Origin of the sequence: Pedobacter sp. UYP1, assembly GCF_040547305.1 — a bacterium.
GTDB lineage: Bacteria > Bacteroidota > Bacteroidia > Sphingobacteriales > Sphingobacteriaceae > Pedobacter.
The window spans coordinates 37,878-56,314 of record NZ_JBEPPL010000013.1; the positions used below are offsets into that span (position 1 = coordinate 37,878).

Annotated in this window: 16 protein-coding genes; 14 read left to right on the top strand and 2 right to left on the bottom strand. The window is 39.4% G+C overall.

The genetic code is table 11. The features are described 5' to 3' along the window. Position 1 precedes the first annotated feature (1 nt). The 9 genes from ABIB30_RS20865 to ABIB30_RS20905 are packed head-to-tail and all read left to right on the top strand — an operon-like array spanning position 2 to position 9,699. Entirely contained in the window at positions 2–1,543 is a 1,542-nt protein-coding gene (locus ABIB30_RS20865; protein WP_354304982.1) for an aldolase catalytic domain-containing protein, read from the top strand. After that, positions 1,543–2,280: a 3-deoxy-manno-octulosonate cytidylyltransferase gene (locus tag ABIB30_RS20870; protein WP_354304983.1), complete on the top strand. Its 738-nt coding sequence runs from the start codon at positions 1,543–1,545 to the stop codon at positions 2,278–2,280. Before ABIB30_RS20865 ends, ABIB30_RS20870 begins: the two co-directional genes overlap by 1 nt. Then, positions 2,264–2,896 carry an HAD family hydrolase gene (locus ABIB30_RS20875; RefSeq protein ID WP_354304984.1) on the top strand — a complete coding sequence of 211 codons (633 nt, stop codon included), beginning with the start codon at positions 2,264–2,266 and terminating at the stop codon, positions 2,894–2,896. Before ABIB30_RS20870 ends, ABIB30_RS20875 begins: the two co-directional genes overlap by 17 nt. After that, a complete protein-coding gene (locus ABIB30_RS20880) occupies positions 2,893–4,131 on the top strand; it encodes an MATE family efflux transporter (protein WP_354304986.1) in 1,239 nt (412 codons plus the stop codon). The genes ABIB30_RS20875 and ABIB30_RS20880 overlap by 4 nt, the downstream gene beginning before the upstream one ends. Next, complete coding sequence (locus ABIB30_RS20885; protein WP_354304987.1) at positions 4,112–5,359, top strand: hypothetical protein; 1,248 nt, start codon at positions 4,112–4,114, stop codon at positions 5,357–5,359. The genes ABIB30_RS20880 and ABIB30_RS20885 overlap by 20 nt, the downstream gene beginning before the upstream one ends. Beyond that, the gene (locus tag ABIB30_RS20890) at positions 5,316–6,371 is read left to right on the top strand and encodes an alpha-2,8-polysialyltransferase family protein (RefSeq protein ID WP_354304988.1); all 1,056 of its coding nucleotides are present in this window, start codon (positions 5,316–5,318) and stop codon (positions 6,369–6,371) included. Before ABIB30_RS20885 ends, ABIB30_RS20890 begins: the two co-directional genes overlap by 44 nt. A gap of 33 nt (positions 6,372–6,404) precedes the next feature. Further along, positions 6,405–7,481 (top strand): glycoside hydrolase family 99-like domain-containing protein, encoded by a 1,077-nt coding sequence (locus tag ABIB30_RS20895; protein WP_354304989.1) that lies wholly within the window; start codon positions 6,405–6,407, stop codon positions 7,479–7,481. After that, positions 7,481–8,602, top strand: coding sequence for a glycosyltransferase family 4 protein (locus ABIB30_RS20900; protein ID WP_354304990.1), 1,122 nt, complete (start codon positions 7,481–7,483; stop codon positions 8,600–8,602). Before ABIB30_RS20895 ends, ABIB30_RS20900 begins: the two co-directional genes overlap by 1 nt. Further along, a complete protein-coding gene (locus ABIB30_RS20905) occupies positions 8,593–9,699 on the top strand; it encodes a DUF1972 domain-containing protein (RefSeq protein ID WP_354304991.1) in 1,107 nt (368 codons plus the stop codon). Before ABIB30_RS20900 ends, ABIB30_RS20905 begins: the two co-directional genes overlap by 10 nt. 96 nt (positions 9,700–9,795) lie before the next feature. Here the strand turns inward: ABIB30_RS20905 and ABIB30_RS20910 are convergent, their stop codons facing one another. Both ABIB30_RS20910 and ABIB30_RS20915 read right to left on the bottom strand, forming a co-directional pair. Beyond that, positions 9,796–11,358, bottom strand: a complete 1,563-nt coding sequence (locus ABIB30_RS20910) for a capsule assembly Wzi family protein (RefSeq protein WP_354304992.1) — start codon at positions 11,356–11,358, stop codon at positions 9,796–9,798. A gap of 64 nt (positions 11,359–11,422) precedes the next feature. Beyond that, positions 11,423–12,502, bottom strand: coding sequence for a mannose-1-phosphate guanylyltransferase (locus ABIB30_RS20915; protein WP_354304993.1), 1,080 nt, complete (start codon positions 12,500–12,502; stop codon positions 11,423–11,425). 396 nt (positions 12,503–12,898) lie between these two features. On the opposite strand from ABIB30_RS20915, the gene ABIB30_RS20920 reads away from it, so the two are divergent. The 5 genes from ABIB30_RS20920 (at position 12,899) to ABIB30_RS20940 (ending at position 18,415) form a co-directional block, all read left to right on the top strand. Continuing rightward, a complete protein-coding gene (locus tag ABIB30_RS20920; protein WP_354304994.1) occupies positions 12,899–13,807 on the top strand; it encodes a nucleotidyltransferase family protein in 909 nt (302 codons plus the stop codon). Between the two features lie 33 nt (positions 13,808–13,840). After that, entirely contained in the window at positions 13,841–14,896 is a 1,056-nt protein-coding gene (gene rfbB / locus ABIB30_RS20925) for a dTDP-glucose 4,6-dehydratase (RefSeq protein WP_354305105.1), read from the top strand. After that, positions 14,897–15,769 (top strand): dTDP-4-dehydrorhamnose reductase, encoded by an 873-nt coding sequence (gene rfbD, locus ABIB30_RS20930; protein WP_354304995.1) that lies wholly within the window; start codon positions 14,897–14,899, stop codon positions 15,767–15,769. 3 nt (positions 15,770–15,772) lie between these two features. Next, positions 15,773–16,633, top strand: coding sequence for a glucose-1-phosphate thymidylyltransferase RfbA (rfbA, locus tag ABIB30_RS20935; RefSeq protein ID WP_354304996.1), 861 nt, complete (start codon positions 15,773–15,775; stop codon positions 16,631–16,633). Between the two features lie 387 nt (positions 16,634–17,020). Then, a complete protein-coding gene (locus ABIB30_RS20940; protein WP_354304997.1) occupies positions 17,021–18,415 on the top strand; it encodes an undecaprenyl-phosphate glucose phosphotransferase in 1,395 nt (464 codons plus the stop codon). Positions 18,416–18,437: the final 22 nt, after the last annotated feature.

Here is an 18,437-nt window from a genome sequence, read left to right on the forward strand (position 1 = left end):
TATGTTTAAAATACTTGATTGTACCTTAAGGGACGGAGGTTACTACACGAACTGGGACTTTGATAAAAGTTTAGTCCATACTTATCTGTCATCTCTAAACAACCTGCCAGTTGATTACATAGAAGTTGGCTACAGAAGCATTCCTATCAAAGAATATTATGGTAAATATTTTTATTCTCCCGTATATGAACTGCAGGAGTTAAAAAGCTTGACCAATAAAAAACTGGTTATCATTTTTAATGAAAAAGATATCAGAGTTGAGCATGTAGCCGACCTGCTGGAGCCTATCATCGGTATTGTTGATATGGTGCGTATCGCACTGGACCCGCAGCAACTTGGACGTGCATTGAAATTAGCAGCTGAGATCAAAAGATTTGGCTTCGAAGTAGGTTTCAATGTGATGTATATGTCTAAATGGAAACAATACGGCAATTTCGTAGAAGAGCTGAGTGGCCTTGACGGCCTGGCTGATTATTTTTACATGGTCGACAGTTACGGAGGGGTATTTCCTGATGATGTGAAACAAACCATGGACCTGATCCGTTCAAAAACAGATTGTAAAATTGGTTTTCACGGTCATAACAACCTGGAATTGGCATTGATCAATTCATTGACAGCCATTGATTACGGTGCTGACATTGTAGATTCAACTATTTTGGGGATGGGTCGCGGGGCCGGGAACTTAAAAACTGAATTGCTTTTGTCAGTTTTAAATACCAAATATAACATGGACATCGATTTTAATGCGATCGGAAATGTTGTGGAAGGATTTGATAAGCTCTTGAAAAAATACGAATGGGGAACTAATGTGCCTTATATGATTTCAGGATCAAATTCATTGCCTCAAAAAGATGTCATGGACTGGTATACTACCCGTGTCTACTCCCTGAACAGTATGGTTAGAGCATTGCAGAATCAAAAGAACAATATCAAAGACAATGCACAACTGCCAGTTTTCAAACCTGCTAAAGCTTACAGCAAAGTACTTATTTTAGGAGGCGGATCAAATTCTGTGGAACATTCCAAAGCCATCATCGAATTTATCAATCAGACTGAAAATATTGCTGTTGTACATTCAAGCTCGAAAAATGCCTCGTACTATAAAGATGTTAAGGCAGATCAGTTTTACTGTCTGGTAGGAAATGAAGGCCATCGTTTAGAAAAAGTATTCAGTGATCTTGGAGACTTTAAAGGAACTTGTGTTTTCCCTCCGTTCCCACGGAAAATGGGGACTTATATTCCTGCTCAGATTCATGATTCTTGTTTCGAATTTGAACAAATCTCTTTTACAGATAAGTTCAAAGAATCGCATAGTATTCTGGCCTTGCAAACCGCATTGGAATTAAAAGCAGAAGAGATTTATATCGCTGGCTTTGACGGTTATCAGGAAGCCTCAATTTCTCAGCTGGAAAGAAGTCTGGTGGAGGAGAACGAATTTTTATTCCAAACCTTCCAGGAAACTTACGCCAAAGATATTCTCTCTTTAACACCTACAAGGTATAAAACCTTACTGTCCGGTTCAGTCTATAGTTTGGTATGCTAATGAATTTTATTGTAGTTATTCCCGCACGGTATCAATCGACCAGGTTTCCAGGAAAACCATTAATCGATATTAACGGTAAAAGCATGTTATTACGGACCTATGAACAATGTATTCAGGCCGTAGATAAAAGTTTAGTATACGTGGCTACTGAAGATCAGCGCATTGTAGAGCATTGCGAGTCCTTCGGTATTCAGGTCTTATTAACCACAGATAACTGCTTAACCGGTACAGACCGGATTGCTGAAGTAGCCGCGCTTGTGAAAGCAGACTATTATATCAATGTTCAAGGTGATGAGCCTTTATTTAACCCCAATGATATCACCAAAATGATCTCCCATCTGGATACTTATCCAGGGGAGATCCTGAATGGATATTGTTCCGTTACCGATGAAAAACAGTACAGAAGCAAATCTGTGCCTAAAGTTGTTTTCAGGCCGGATGGCAGGCTTTTATATATGTCCAGAAGCCCTATTCCCGGCAATAAAAGTCTGGACTTTGTTAAAGCATGGAGACAGGTTTGTGTATACGCATTTCCTTTCCTGGCTTTAAAAGCTTTTGCTGAAACTAAAAATAAAACTGTGCTGGAGGCAGAAGAAGATATCGAAATTTTAAGGTTTCTGGAACTGAATTACGAAGTGAGAATGATTGAGTTGTCCAGTGAATCTATTGCGGTAGACAATCCGGAAGACCTGACAGAAGTATTAGCCAAATTGAAAGAAGATGCTATCAAAGTATAAAGTAATATTATGGGATTTCGATGGAGTCATTATGGACTCCATGCCCATAAGATCAAAAGGGTTTGAGCTGGTATTGGCACAATACCCTAAGGAACAAGTGGACGAACTGATGGCTTATCATGAACTGAACGGCGGTCTTTCAAGGTATGTGAAATTCAGGTATTTCTTTGAGCAGATCAGGAAAGAAACGATTACCGAAGCACAGGTCCTGGAGCTGGCAGCTCAGTTTTCTGAAATTATGCTTTCCCTGTTGCTGGATGAGAAGCTGTTGATTACTGACAGTGTTGAATTTATCAAAGCAAACTGGCAAAAATTCCAGATGCATATTGTTTCGGGATCTGATGGTAAAGAACTAAAAATGATCAATGACGAATTAGGTCTTTCCACTTATTTTAAAACGATCAGCGGTTCTCCAACGCCCAAAAAGCAATTGGTTGAAAATGTATTGACAGCGAATCAATACGATAAAAATGAAGTTGTTCTGATTGGTGATTCTATCAATGATTATGACGCTGCGCTATTCAATAATATCTCCTTTACAGGCTATAATAACCCAGAATTGAAACGGCTTTCCGAAAATTATATTACGCAATTTAAGCTAATCGCTACACAATGAAATTAAGTATCCTTAAGACGGTTTTCTTTGAATCCCTGAACAGGCTTTGTACTTTGATTATCGTACTGCTGGTTTCCAGGAATTTTTCTGTCAGTACTTATGGGTACTTTTCTTTATTTATAACCATCACCTCTATCGGGCAAACTGTCATTGACTTCGGCTCACAGAATTTTGGCGTCAAAGAACTGATCAAACTGAAGGAAATTACAGACATCAAAAAAATGGTAACTACCGTAAGTACCTTCCGTTTTATAGGGTTTATAGTTTGGGTATTGTTCTCCATTGTCTATTCTTTTTTCATAGAAGACTCGCTTACCTTCGCCACCCTTTTAATTTTATGGGGACTGATTTATCTCTATTACTGCGACTGGATTTTAAAAGGAGTGGGTAAAATATCCAGCCAGGCTTTAATCAACCTCACTACAAACGGAGTGGCCTTACTGGTACTCTATCTGCTGATCTGGAAAAAAATTGACCTGACGAACAGTTATATTATCAGTATTGCTAAAATAGGCCCGCTGTTAGCTGCCGCTATTATTTCCGGATTATTTTTAAAATGGTTTACCAAATCAAACCTGGTCCTGGTGGGGATCAAAAAAACATGGCCAAAAAGCCAGTTTAATGAGACTATGCTTTTTACCACTGGTAGTTTCTGTGCCAGAGCCTACAATTCAATAGGGCTGATCTTGGTGGGTTTCCTGCTTGATAAAACTACATTGGGGATGATCTCTTATGCCTTTACCTTTTATAATATCTTTAGTATGGGCAGGGCGATATTGATCACTTCGGTGTATCCATACTTCTGTAAACTCGAAAGGAAAAAAGCGCTGAAACTATCCATGTTTCTGAACCTGGGTGCAACACTATGCTTTGTTTTATTTATGATCATTTACCTGAATTATTCAGATGAAATTATCCACATTATTGTGCCGAAAACGACCGCTATTTCTGAGGTGATCCGGTTCAATTTTAATGTAGGTGTAGCGCTGATTGGTGTCGTGTGCATGTCCTTCTTTACCATTACTTTTTTACAAGCCTTTGAAGGCGGAGGAATCTTTAACAGGCTGACAATTTATGGGCTGGTGATCGTGCTGGTGCTGAACCTGCTGGGCTATTTCCTGGGTTACCTGAAATACAGTTCGATTGCTTCGCTGCTGGCTGCCGAATTTTTAATTGCTCTTTATTCTTACTACTACATTTTTAAAAAGACAGATAATGAAGGCATTAGTGAATAGATTATTTTTAAGCCTTGTGTTTTTGCTTCCATGGCATTCACTTGTTGTGAACGGTTATCTGAGAAAGTATTTCTCCCTGATCGTACTTTGGAAGGAATTGGCTGTTATTGCCTTGTTTATTCTGGCTATTACACACAAAGGGCCAAAAATAAGTGGTATTAAGCTGATTATATTGCTCAGTACTATTTTTCTGTTAACTGCGCATCTGTTTTTTAACAGTGTCGGCCTGCTGGCCGCCTATAGTTACCGGATCTACCTGCTGCCCATATTAATGACCATTTCACTTTATAAATTAGCAGACCTGATTGATTGGGAAAGAATCGCTAAGTGGTTTGTCATCGGTGCATTTGTGATGGCGGTATTTACGATTATCCAGCAATTATTTTTAGGAGAAAGTATTTACCTGAATGCAGGTTATCCAGTGAACACCTTTAGCGATGAAAAACTCAACTTTACTTTTTATATCGGCTATGGATTGCTGCAAAGAGGGGCAGGAGGGTTTATTGCGCCTATTCCGTACAGCGTATATTTAATCCTGGCGCTGGTGTTGCTGTTCAAATACAAAGAGCTGTTCAGTGCTAAATTTGCCAAAACCCTGAATATGGTTTTAACAATTAGCCTGGTGCTGACTTTTACCCGTTCCACCATTGCCACCTATCTGTTTTTCTTTGTGATCCCTTACCTGAATTTCTTTACCCCAAAGACTGTGAAATACCTGCTCGTTCTGGTATTTATTGTGATCATCCAGTTTTTCATCGTTCCCGCTTCTATTCAGGAAATGGAACTCGGTACAATTGATACTTTCTGGAGCAACAGTACCTCTCTGGAAGATACCAGTTCTGCCGGGCACTTTGAAAGTCTGGACAGGGGCTATAAAATTGCGTGGGAGAACATTGGAAATGGCATTGGTTTAGGTAAAGTAGGCGCACATACCGCCGCATTCTTTGACAATGCACTCGTTATCGAATCAGGGTACTTGTCTGTGATCATTGAGCTCGGTTTAATGACGGCTGTTTTTATATACCTGGCCTTCCCGCTGGTTCATTATAAAAAAGGCTCCTTATCAACCGTCATCATCCTGGTTTACCTTGCAGTATCTTTCCTGTTGCCACTAATCTATTACGTAGAATTATCCCTGTTAATTCTAATCACAATTGAAGCGCTAAATAACGAAAAGAAAATATATGTTGATCATAGTAGGCAGTCCCTGGCAAGCTCTTTTGGCTAAAAGTTATATTCTTAAGGAAAACATAACTGACCCGCAATATCTCATTGAAAAATCATCCCCGAAATCATTCGCAGAGATTATAAAAATACTCGATGCGGATGAAAACTCGATCCGGATGATTATTGAATGGCCGAAGCTCTCTGTGCTTTCCAAAGCGAAAGCTAACATCGCTTCTGATTATATAGATGCGATCATTCAGACCCTCAAACAAGAATACTTTAAAACAGTAGAAACGATTCTGGTCTTCTCTGAGCAAACCGTACTTTTTAAAATAATTTACGATCTGTTTGGAGCGAGCAAAACTTATATCAAATCAGAAGATGGAATACTGGATTATTTGCCGGAACTCAAACACCATAGCCTGCTTAAACAAATTGCCGGATATCTTTTTATCCAGTCAAAAGTTAAATATTACCTCTATAAAAACTACTATCCTGTTTTTAGCCAGGTGATCATGTTCAGTAAGGTTGAAGCTGTTAATGAGGAGCGTTATGTTCCGTTGACCATTCTTAAACAAGAGTTGCTGACTGTCTTGAAAACAGCTTACCTGGTTACCGAAGGAGCTGATACCTTCAAAGGTAAAGATGTGCTGTTGTTGTGTCAATCGCTGTCCGAAGACAAGGTCATTCCACTGCAGGAAGAGTTGAAGTTGTATGAGAAATTTATTCAACGCTGTAACGACATGAAACTGACGGTGATTATCAAACCTCATCCACGGTCATGTCCGGAAAAAATCGAGGCTTTAAGTAAACTCACTTCCAGCCAGGTTGAGTTTTTTGAAGACTATGGCATTCCAGCTGAATCAATGCTGCTCAACGGGAAATTTAAAGAAGTGGTAGGCGTTTATTCTAATACCATTATCTATGCCCATCAATTTTTCGGCGTTAAAGGGATTTCTTTATTGACCCCTGCAATGATTGATCTTTTGGCACGTAAAGAAAAAAAGAAATTTACTTATATCTACGCTCAGTTAAGAAAGTATTTTAGTAACGAATATACTGTTTTTCAATAGCTTATGAATTTGACATCGTTTCTTCCCTTCAAAATGAATATCGCAATCCTGGCGATTGCGATCATTCCGTTTACTGGCGGCTTTCAGAGCAGCCCAAAAGAAAAACCTGCTGCTGATGTCAAATTAGGAGCCTACTATTTTGACGGGTGGACTGGTAAATATGCACAGCATATCAGTCCTAAGCTGATGAATTCCTTCGCGAACAGAAAGCCGAAATGGGGGTGGATTACGAGTTCACAAAATGTAGTTGACCAGCAAATTACAGCGGCCTCCAATGCAGGTCTGTCTTTTTTTAGTTTCTGTTGGTATTATAGCGGGAAAGATAAATATAAAACAGAACCTTTAAATAACGCATTGAAGTATTTTCAGAAATCTGCCTTGACCAGTAAAATGGAATATTGTCTGATGGTTGCCAACCATAAAGGTTTTGAAATAGGTACAGCAGACTGGAGTACCGTTCAGGCAGAATGGGTAAGGCAATTTAAGACGCCAAACTATTTGAAAGTAAACGGTAAGCCCTTGTTAATCCTGTTTTCTGTACCCAATCTGGTTAAAGATCTGGGCTCGGCAGATGCGGTTAAAAGTGCTTTTCAGGATTTAAAAGCTGCTGCAACAGCCAGTGGACTGAATGGGGTAACCATGGCTGCCTGTATTTCCGGAGATCCGCAAAGTATCAGACAAGCAGAAGACTGTGGCTTTGATGTTTTGACGGGATATAACCAGCATAGTGCAGGATTTACAGCGAGAACCACGCAGATTCCAATTGACAGTATGCGGACTGCAGAGAAAAGATTATGGAACAGGGTAGCTAAAATCAGTGACTTGCCTTATATTCCTGTATCTACCCTCAACTGGGACCCAAGGCCCTGGTCTGCACCAAATAATGCTTATGATACTGCCCCTTATTTTGTGGGATATTCCGAGAAATCAGTTTACAACTCAGTAACCGGCATGCTGACCTGGATACACAAAAACGCAGCACATACTACTAAAGAAAACATTGCATTGCTTTACGCATGGAATGAAAACGGAGAAGGTGCCTATCTGACTCCCTCTGCAAAAGGGCCAAACTTCCTCAGAGGATTACAAAAAGCTTTAAATAAACAATAATGAGTTTGATACCAAAAAAGATAAGAATTCTGCTCGACGCACATATTTTTGATCATTCTTTTCAGGGCACAGCCACTTACATGTACGGATTGTATTCCGCATTGGTAGAATTCGAAGGACTCGAAATCTTTCTGTGCGCAAATGATCTTCAGCACTTAAAAGCACTTTTCCCTGACCCAAGATTTCAATTTGTGCAATTGAATGCAGGTTCCAGCATCAAGCGATTGCTGACCGAATACCCCAGGTTAATTAAAGAGGGGAAATATGATTATGCACACTTTCAATACATTGTCCCTTTTGTTAAAAACTGCAAGTTTATCAATACCGTTCATGACCTGCTTTTCCTGGAATTTAAACAATATTTTCCCTGGTCGTACCGCATCAGCAGAAAGGTGCTTTTTTTAGCTTCTGCTAAAAGATCGGATATCGTATTAACTGTGTCCGAGTATTCAAGAATTGATGTGGCCAAAAAGTTCCTGATCAATAAAGAGCAGATTCATGTAACCCCTAATGCGGTTACTGTAAGTCCCAGAAAAGTAGAATCTGAGATTAATATCAAAGAGAAGTTTGGCATTGAAAAATATATTTTATTTGTCAGCCGCTTTGAACCAAGAAAAAATCACAGTGGACTGCTTAAAGCCTTTCTAAATTTAAAACTCTATGAACAAGGCTATAACCTGGTATTTATCGGCAGTAAAAAAGAGAAAATTGAGCAAGACGCTTTTGATGAATTACAAAACCAGATGAATGAAGATAACCGGAAATATATCCATTTCCTGGAAGGGATAAGCTGGCCGGATCTGAATGCCTTTTATCAGCAGGCAGAAACCTTTGCTTTTCCATCCCTGGCAGAAGGCTTTGGTATTCCACCCATAGAAGCCGCCATGAATGGATGTAAAGTGATTTGTTCCAATCAGACCGCAATGTCAGAATTTGGCTTTTTCAAATACTTATTTGATCCGGCTGATCAGCCCGGATTTGAAGCCATGTTACGCGCAGTACTGGATGACAAAGCATACCCTTTTGAACAAATCAAACAGGAAATAACCAGTAAATATAACTGGGAAGTAATAGCAGACAATTTTTATAATATAATTAGCAAAGATCATATATGCGCATAGCGATAATCGGGACAAGAGGTATACCAAACTATTATGGTGGTTTTGAACAATGTGCAGAATACCTGGCGCTTGGGTTAGTGAAAAGAGGGTTTGAAGTTATCGTTTATAACTCTCATAATCATCCCTATCAGGAAAAGCAGTGGAACGGCGTTCAACTCGTGCACTGTTACGATCCTGAAGATAAAATAGGGACTGCTGGTCAGTTTATTTATGATTTGAACTGTATTCTTGATGTGCGTAAACAAAATTGTGATATTATCCTGCAATTAGGCTATACCAGCAGTTCAGTCTGGGGCTGGTTACTCCCTAAAAATGTAGTGGTTACAACCAATATGGATGGACTGGAATGGAAACGGACCAAATATTCAGAAAAGGTAAAGAAATTCTTAAGATACGCAGAAAGCCTTGGCGTGAAATATAGTGATCATCTGATCTCAGATTCTATAGGGATTCAGGACTATCTGAAAGATAAATACAAGAAAGACTCTGCATTTATTGCTTATGGTGCTACTTTATTTGAGCAGCCGGATGCAAAGGTACTGGAAGACTATAAGTTAGCTCCGTATGCTTATAATATGCTGATTGCCAGGTTAGAGCCTGAAAATAGCATTGAAGTTATTCTGGATGGTGTAGCTATGGCCAATCTTGATATCCCGTTTCTTGTTGTCGGTAAACATGAAACCGCCTTCGGGAACTATCTGAAAGAAAAATTTGCTGCCCACCCTCAGATCCAGTTTATTGGTGGGATTTATAATATCGGAATTTTAAATAGCCTGAGACATTACTCGAAGATTTATTTTCATGGCCATACCGTTGGTGGAACTAATCCATCCCTGCTGGAAGCAATGGCATCAAGCAGTTTGATCTGTGCAAATGATAACCCTTTTAATAAATACATTTTAGAAGAAGATGCTATCTATTTCCAGAATGCTGCCGACGTTAAAAAGCACTTGTTAAAAGTAATTTATGACCAGGATATTTATCAGACGATGTTAAGCAATAACAGAGATAAAATTACCAGGATCTATGACTGGGAGCTGATTGTTGACCAATATGCGAAGCACTTTGCAGAAGTTAAAGGACAGCTTAACCGATAATAGACGGTTTAACCAGATAATGTACAGTTTAACTTATAAAGGCCAGCTTAACCGATTAAAGATAGCTTATCGGTTAAGCTGGTTTTTGTAGGTCATTTACCAGCTTTTTCTCAGCTTTAAAAGCAAACCATAAGAATTATAAAGTAATTTACCCTGATCAAGGGCTGTAGCAAAACCAACGCTATAACCCTTGTTTAGTGGTCTCATGCCTTCCAGGTAGAAAGAAAACTGATCCACCGGGACAAAAATATTGGTCGTCTGCGGATTTCTGATCGATCCGGTTGATCCACCATAAATACTCGTTCCGAAAGTACCGTAGTTTTTGGAGTAAGTAAGTTTTGTCGTGAAGTCCCATTCCTTTACACTTCCAGACAAACCGAAATGTACTGCAACTACCCGGTTATTGATGAAATTATCCGCATACCGGTAAGCTTGTCCTTTTCGTGCATCATCTCTGGTAGTGATTAATGGATTTCCGACTCCTAAACCATTGTAAGACCACCCTTCCATGTAATAGAAGTTATTATAATAATCTTCATCACCAGACTTGGTAGGGATGGACCAGGGGTAACCTGCCTGATCTTTAGAATAAAAGAACTCAAATAATGCTTTTTTCCACTCAAAGCCACGGTTTTTGCGGTCATAATTCTTATTCTCGAAACTAATCCCATTTAAACCATCCCTGATATTTGCCAGTTTCGACAGCGCACCGACATCGTAAAAAGTCTGGCGGTATACCATCACTTTCACGCTGGTGAAATCATATTCAGCACCAAGATCAACCGAGCCCAGCTGATTGCCAATTTTCGAAGTAGGTACACCGGCAGCACCATAAGATTTACCTGTTGCTACATAGAAGAATGATTTGAGTGGAGAAAGTTTGAAATTAGGGCCATAAGCCTCTTTTTCATTGCCCCAGTACACCTGGTGGTTGAATCCGCCGTAAAGCTTCAATTTCCAGTCTTTCCTGCCCAAACGAACATAGAGAGATTTTTGATGGAAATAAGTAGTAGGGTGGGTGTTCTGAATTTGATAAACCTGGTTGCTGGACTGTGAACCAGTAATTACATCCAGAATTCTTGTTTTTCCAACCCAGCCATGTGTAAAGTTTCCTTTAATCGCAAACAGGCCATTAAAGGCTGGGATCGTGTAATAATCAGGAATTGAAAGTTCTATTTTGGGGATGCCCAATGCATTTCCCGATACAGAGAAATTACCAGAACTTAAGGTGGTATCCCCATTCAGCCCCATTACATCCTTTGTCCTTCCGCCTTTCAGTTGGAAAATTCCAGCTCTTACCTTTGCGTAAGCCTCAATTAACTGAATTTCAGAATCCTTTCCGGCATTTGCTCTGCCTTCAAAACCAAAACCCCAGTCTATCAGTTTTTTCTTTCCGGATGTACTATCAATTGAAGACGGTGTGTTATAATCGCGATGAAACCTTGCCATAAAACTTGCTGATGCACCGGGCGAAGGAGTGGACCCGAATTGATTTGACCGCATCCAGAAGGGAACTACACCACTGGTAGTCCCGATGGCCTGAGTCTCCACTTCGGCTTTTATACCTTTAAAGGTTTGCGCTTTTAGCTGGCAGGTCAATGCTAAAAGCGCTGCAGAAACTAATATTAACTTATTGTTAATGTTTTCAATGAAACTCATAACGGGATCAGAATAAAAAAAAGGTACGGTAGCGTGTTTATATTTAGAGCGTGCGTCTTTATATTTAGATGAAAGTCTCTCCAAAAGCGATGCTCATTTCTTTAACCACTTCTTTAATCTCCTGCTCCTGGTCCTTAGGGTAAATCAGCAGCGCGTTCCCTTCATCTACCACAATAAAATTATCCAGGCCACGTATAATGGCCAGTTTATCGTTGTTGATATGGATGATACTATTTTGTGTGTCTTTTATATTCAGCTGTCTGGCAGATAATACATTGTTGTCGTCATTTCTTGGCGCAGATTCGTATAAAGAAGCCCAGGTTCCAAGATCTGACCAGCCAAAGTCTGATGGAATAGTATATACATTGTCCGCCTGTTCCATAATTGCGTAATCAATAGATATGTTCGGCGATTTCGGGTAGATTTCATTGATAAATGTTTGCTCTTCAGAAGTGTTGTATACTTCTTTTCCGTTATCAAACATCGTGTATATCGTTTCTGCGTACTTTTTTAGTCCTTTCAGAATAGAGCCGGCCTTCCAGATAAAGATGCCTGCATTCCAAAGGTAATCTCCTGTTTTAAGGAATTCTTTTGCTTTTTCGAGTGAAGGTTTTTCGGTGAACTGAATTACTTTGTGTAATCCCGCATCCTGATCGGCTGCGTATTTGATGTAGCCATATCCAGTATCTGGTCTTGTCGGTGAGATTCCTAAGGTGACCAGCACATCATGCTGTTCTGTGTAAGCTAATGCCTGTTTGACTTTTTCAATGAAGATGTGCTCATGTAGTATAAAATGGTCTGAGGGCGCGACTACAATATTTGCGTCGGGGTTGATTTTATTCAGCTTAAATGAAGCATAGGCTATACACGGAGCGGTATTATTCCGGCTTGGCTCGCAGATGAGTTGTTCTAAGCTAATCCCTTTTAGTTGATTTATAATAATATTACTGTACTGACTATTAGTTACAATGTATATATTTTCAGGAGGGCATAATTTCAAAAAACGATCATATGTTAATTGGAGTAGTGATTTGCCAATACCAAGGATGTCAAGAAACTGTTTAGGGTAGGCATTGCGGCTTTTAGGCCAGAATCTGCTGCCGACTCCGCCGGCCATTATCAATACAAAGTTGTTATTTTTCATCTTTTCTGGTTGATTGTGGTTGCTCTTAAATGATTGAAAATCTTCTTTTTATTTGTGTTTGTGGTTCTTTTTTCTTTCGTTTTTAATACTTTATGAAGCGCGATAGCTTTTAGCGTGTGGTTTTAATGGCAGTTATCACCGTTGATTCTAAAATTATTGAATTATTCCCTGTAAACTGTTATGGAATTCAGGAGTTAATGATTTTTTAACCTTAATCTCATCCTCTTCTTGCAAATGTATTTATTTTTATGTTATTATAATTATGTTTCTATTGCTATTTGCGTTTAATAAAAGGTATATTATGTTAATATATTGTATTTAAGTGAAAATTTAATGCGGTGTTAATGAGGTAAAATCGGTAAGAGTGTTATATTTGCCCTTATAACATTTCTACTTATGACTAAATTAAAACCCTCACTCGTTATTTTGGCTGCCGGAATGGCGAGCCGTTATGGTGGTAACAAACAAATTGAATCTTTTGGGCCTTCAGGAGAAACCATTATGGAGTATTCAATTTTTGATGCCATTAAAGCAGGGTTTGGTAAGGTGATCTTTATCATCCGCGAAGAATTTGCTGCTTCCTTTAAAGCTTCCATTGAACCTAAGCTTGCCGGAAAGATTGAACTGGACTATGTTTATCAATCATTGGAGAAGTTTAGCGGTGGTCAGGAGATTTCTGCAGACCGTACAAAGCCGTTTGGTACACAGCATGCGCTGCTTTGTACTAAGGAGGCGCTGGATTCTCCTTTCGCGGTGATCAATGCAGATGACTTTTATGGATATGATGCATTCAAACAAGCTTACGATTTTTTAACCACGGCGGCTGCAGCAGGAAAATATGCCTGTATCGGATATGAACTAAAAAATAGCTTAAGTGATCATGGTTCAGTAACCCGTGGGGAGATTAATGTGAACCCAGCGGGTGATATTACAGGAATCACAGAGCGGAAAGAAGTGGTTAAAAAACAGGGGAGAGCATTTGCGAAGAATGGTGATACGCTGATTGAATTGCCAATGGATACAAAAGTGAGTATGAACTTTTTTTGTTTCACGCCAGAATTCGTAAATTGGAGTGAAGCCGGTTATCATAAATTCCTGCAAGAGCATGTAAATGACCTGAAGGCTGAATTTTTAATTCCCGAAGTTACAGATCAGCTGATTAATGCAGGTGAAGGTGTGGTGAAAATGATTCCTACCGAAGCTAAATGGTTCGGTGTGACTTTTAAAGAAGATGCTCAGATTGTTAAGGAGCGATTGCTGGAATTAACAGTGGAAGGGGCTTATCCTTCCAATTTATGGAAGTAATAATCAGGATGATCAACCATTAAACTTATAATGATGACTAAGAAAATTTTAATTACCGGCGGCGCCGGCTTTATCGGTTCCCATGTAGTGCGCAGGTTTGTAAAGAACTATCCTGATTACCAGATTGTAAACCTTGATAAATTAACGTATGCGGGAAATCTTTTAAACCTGACTGATGTAGAGGCTGCGCCAAATTACAGCTTTGTAAAAGGTGATATTGTGGATGCTGCATTTATAACCGAACTGTTCCTTGCGGAGCAATTTGATGCGGTAGTGCATTTAGCTGCCGAATCACACGTTGACCGCTCTATCTCTAATCCGATGGAATTTGTAATGACGAATGTGATTGGTACGGTTAATCTTTTGAATGCAGCAAAAGAGCATTGGAAAGGTAACTATGCCCAGAAGCGTTTTTACCACGTGTCTACAGATGAAGTTTATGGGGCGCTCGGTGAAACGGGGATGTTTACTGAAACTACTGCTTATGATCCGCATAGCCCGTATTCTGCATCTAAAGCAAGTTCTGATCATTTTGTGCGTGCTTACCACGATACATACGGTCTGGATGTTGTGATTTCCAACTGTTCAAATAACTATGGTTCTCATCATTTTCCGGAAAAACTAATTCCGCTGGCGATTAATAATATTAAAAATAATAAAGCAGTTCCAGTATATGGGAAAGGCGAAAATGTAAGAGACTGGCTTTGGGTAGAAGATCATGCCCGCGCTATTGATGTCATTTTTCATGAGGCGAAAGCAGGTGAAACCTACAATATCGGTGGTCATAATGAGTGGAAAAATATTGACCTGATCAGAATGCTCTGCAAGATTATGGATCAGAAGCTTGGGCGTGCATCCGGTACCTCCGAACAATTGATTACTTATGTAACCGATCGCGCTGGTCATGATTTAAGGTATGCAATCGATTCGTCTAAGCTTCAGGAGAAATTAAACTGGGTTCCAAGTCTTCAATTTGAAGAAGGTCTGGCCAAAACAGTAGATTGGTATCTTGAAAATGAACAATGGCTGGATGATGTGACCTCTTCAAATTATCAGTCTTATTATGAAACTCAATACGCAGAAAGATAAATGGATATATTAGTATTAGGTGCATCTGGCCAGCTGGGTAGTTGTATCAAAAAAGTAGCTTCGCAAAGAGAAATGGATTCTATCTCTTTTCCTGATGAAACAGCAGGAAATATACTGGACTATACAGCGCTTGAAAAATTATTCGTCGCAGAACAACCGAAATTTGTTATTAATTGTGCGGCTTATACAGCTGTAGATAAAGCAGAAGATGATATTGAGCTTTGTGAGCAGATTAACAGGGATGGTGCAAAAAATATTGCGCTGCTTTGCCAGGTATACGGCGCGGTGATGGTTCATGTTTCTACTGATTTTGTTTTTGGTGGTAACAGTGTCAACCTGTTGAAAGAAGAAGATGTTGCTGAGCCCATTAATGTTTATGGCGTCACTAAGCTGGCAGGTGAAAAAGATATCGCGGCTGTTTTATCTGCGCATTTTATTCTGCGTACCAGCTGGTTGTACTCTGAGTATGGAAATAACTTTGTGAAAACCATGCTGAAATTAGGTGCAGAAAGAGAAGAACTGAATATTATAGCTGATCAGATTGGCACACCAACTTATGCAATTGATCTGGCAAATGCAATTCTGGCTATTATTGAGTCGGGGAAAACAGCTTATGGAGTTTATCACTATAGCAATGAAGGGGTAACTTCCTGGTACGATTTTGCGCAGGGTATTTTCGAATTGAGTCATACAGCAGTGAAATTATTCCCTATTCCTACTTCTAAATATCCGACAAAGGCAGTAAGACCAAAGTTTTCAGTGATGGATAAAACTAAAATCAAAGAGACTTTTGATTTGGAAATCCCTTACTGGAGAGACAGTCTGCTGGCTTGTATCAATCAATTGACTTTAATTAACGTACCTCAAATTTAAGATATGAAAGGAATAATTCTGGCAGGAGGAAGTGGGACGCGTTTGCATCCGCTCACTCTTGTAATGAGCAAGCAAATGATGCCGGTTTATGATAAGCCGATGATTTATTACCCATTGTCAACTTTAATGCTGGCTGGAATCAGGGAGGTGCTGATTATCTCTACACCTCACGATCTGCCGAACTTTGAAAAATTGCTGGGTGACGGAAGTCGTCTGGGTTGTAAATTTTCTTATGCAGTACAAGCAGAGCCGAATGGACTGGCGCAGGCCTTTGTGATTGGCGCTGATTTTATTGGGAAAGATAAAGTTGCACTGGTTTTGGGTGATAATATTTTTCACGGAGAAGGTATGTCTAAATTATTGCAGGCAAGTGCAGATCCTGATGGAGGTGTTGTTTTTGCTTATCAGGTTTCTGACCCGGAACGTTATGGTGTTGTGGAATTTGACGAAGACAAAAAAGCAGTTTCTATCGAAGAAAAGCCAGTTCAGCCTAAATCTGATTACGCAGTTCCGGGTTTATATTTTTATGATAACAGTGTAGTAGAGATTGCGAAAAATATCAAGCCTTCTCCGCGTGGCGAATATGAAATCACTGATGTGAACAAAGTTTATCTGGAGCAGGGTAAGTTGAAAGTTGGTGTGCTTAGCAGGGGAACGGCCTGGTTAGATACGGGTACTTTTAATTCTCTGATGCAAGCAGGACAATTTGTTCAGGTCATTGAAGAGCGCCAGGGACAGAAAATAGGGGCGATTGAAGAAGTTGCTTACCGGATGGGCTTTATAGATGAAGCGCAGCTGACTGCTTTAGCTACTCCATTGGTCAAAAGTGGTTATGGGCAATATCTGCTGAAATTGCTGAAGTAAATTTATTTTTTTTACAGCTTTTTTATTTTTTTCAGCTTTTGCTGTAGCAAAGCTGCGCTGAAAAGACCCTCCGGATCGGTATCTGGAGGGTCTTTTTTTTGTGAAATATCACCGCAGTTTGTATGGATTGTTTTCAAATTGTTTCTCTTTTTTCCGTATAGAGGTGTTATTCAATCTATTTTATTCTTAAATGAAATGTAAAAAAAGCTTTTAAAACCATAAGGAGTATAGCGCTTATATTTTATTCAATTATTGTTAAATTTTGATTAAATAATAAATATCATGCTATAAAAAACTTTTTAAGTTAAATATTGCAATAAAATTGATAATTGTCTTTGCGATTGACGCTTATTTGCTATATTCGTGTGTCTATAAATAAATCCACCTATGCAAACACGTTATTTATATCTTTTGAGGTATGTTTTACCCGTCACTGACCTGTTAATGCTTAATCTGGTTTACTTTGCAGCCTACGATTTAAGTATTTACATGGGAAAAAATGTTTCCTATGAATTATTACATCATTATGTGATCGTATGTAATCTGATTTGGGTGTTTAATGCCTTATTTTTTGGTATGTATACCGAATATGGAGCAAGGCGCCTGGAGCGTATTTACAGAAGCACCTGGAGAAGTGTACTGATGCATGCTGTTTTATTCTCGGCTTATCTGTTATTGGAAAAGAATATAGACTTTTCAAAAACCTTCATTGCGGTCTTTTATTTCCTGCTTTCCAGTGCATTTATACTAAATCGTTTTGTAGGAACGTCTTTGCAATTTGTGCTGATCAATAAATTCCATGTGACTAAAAAGGTAGCTGTAATGGGAGGTAATCCCACTGGAAACCGCCTGGCCAGTTATCTGACCAAGCAAAATAACGTAGACTTTTATGGGATTATCGCCGAGCGCGATGAAGATTTTTACAGCGATAAAACAGGGCTGATCTCTGACTTTGCTATTGCTGAAATGAAAGCAGCAGCAGCCGGTGGTGTCAAAGACTTGTACGTTTCAGTTCCGCCGGAAAGAATGTCAAAAATGCATTCACTGGTAAGAGAGGCAGATAAACAATGTCTGCGCCTGAAATTCATTCCTGATATCGCAGGGTCTTTAGATGCGCCGTACACGATGAGCTATATGGGGGATGAATTTCCGATCATAACTTTGCGTAACGAACCTCTGGAATTGATGGGCAACCGGTTCAAGAAACGGACTTTTGATATTATCTTCAGCGGTCTGGTTATTCTGTTTATTCTGAGTTGGTTATATCCAATCATTGCTTTGCTGATCAAAATTCAAAGTAAAGGTCCTGTACTGTTCAAGCAACTGCGCAGCGGTAGAAATGATGAACCATTCTGGTGTCTGAAATTCAGAAGCATGCGGATGAACAGTACCAGTGATAAAAAACAAGCAACCAAGAACGACGACCGTATTACCCCGATTGGTAAATTCCTGCGTAAAACAAGTCTGGATGAACTGCCACAATTCTTTAATGTATTTGCCGGCAGTATGACTGTTGTAGGGCCAAGACCACATATGTTAAGCCATACAGAAGAATACAGAGCAATTATCAGTGAATTTATGGTGCGTCATTTTATGAAACCAGGAATTACCGGATGGGCTCAGGTCAACGGCTTCCGTGGAGAAACCAAAGCGCCAGGTTCTATGGAAAAACGTGTCAAACACGATATCTGGTACCTGGAAAACTGGACTGCTATGCTGGACGTGAAGATCCTCTTTATGACTATCATCAACGTAATTCATGGCGAGGACAACGCCTACTAAATACTATTCTAACCAAATCTTT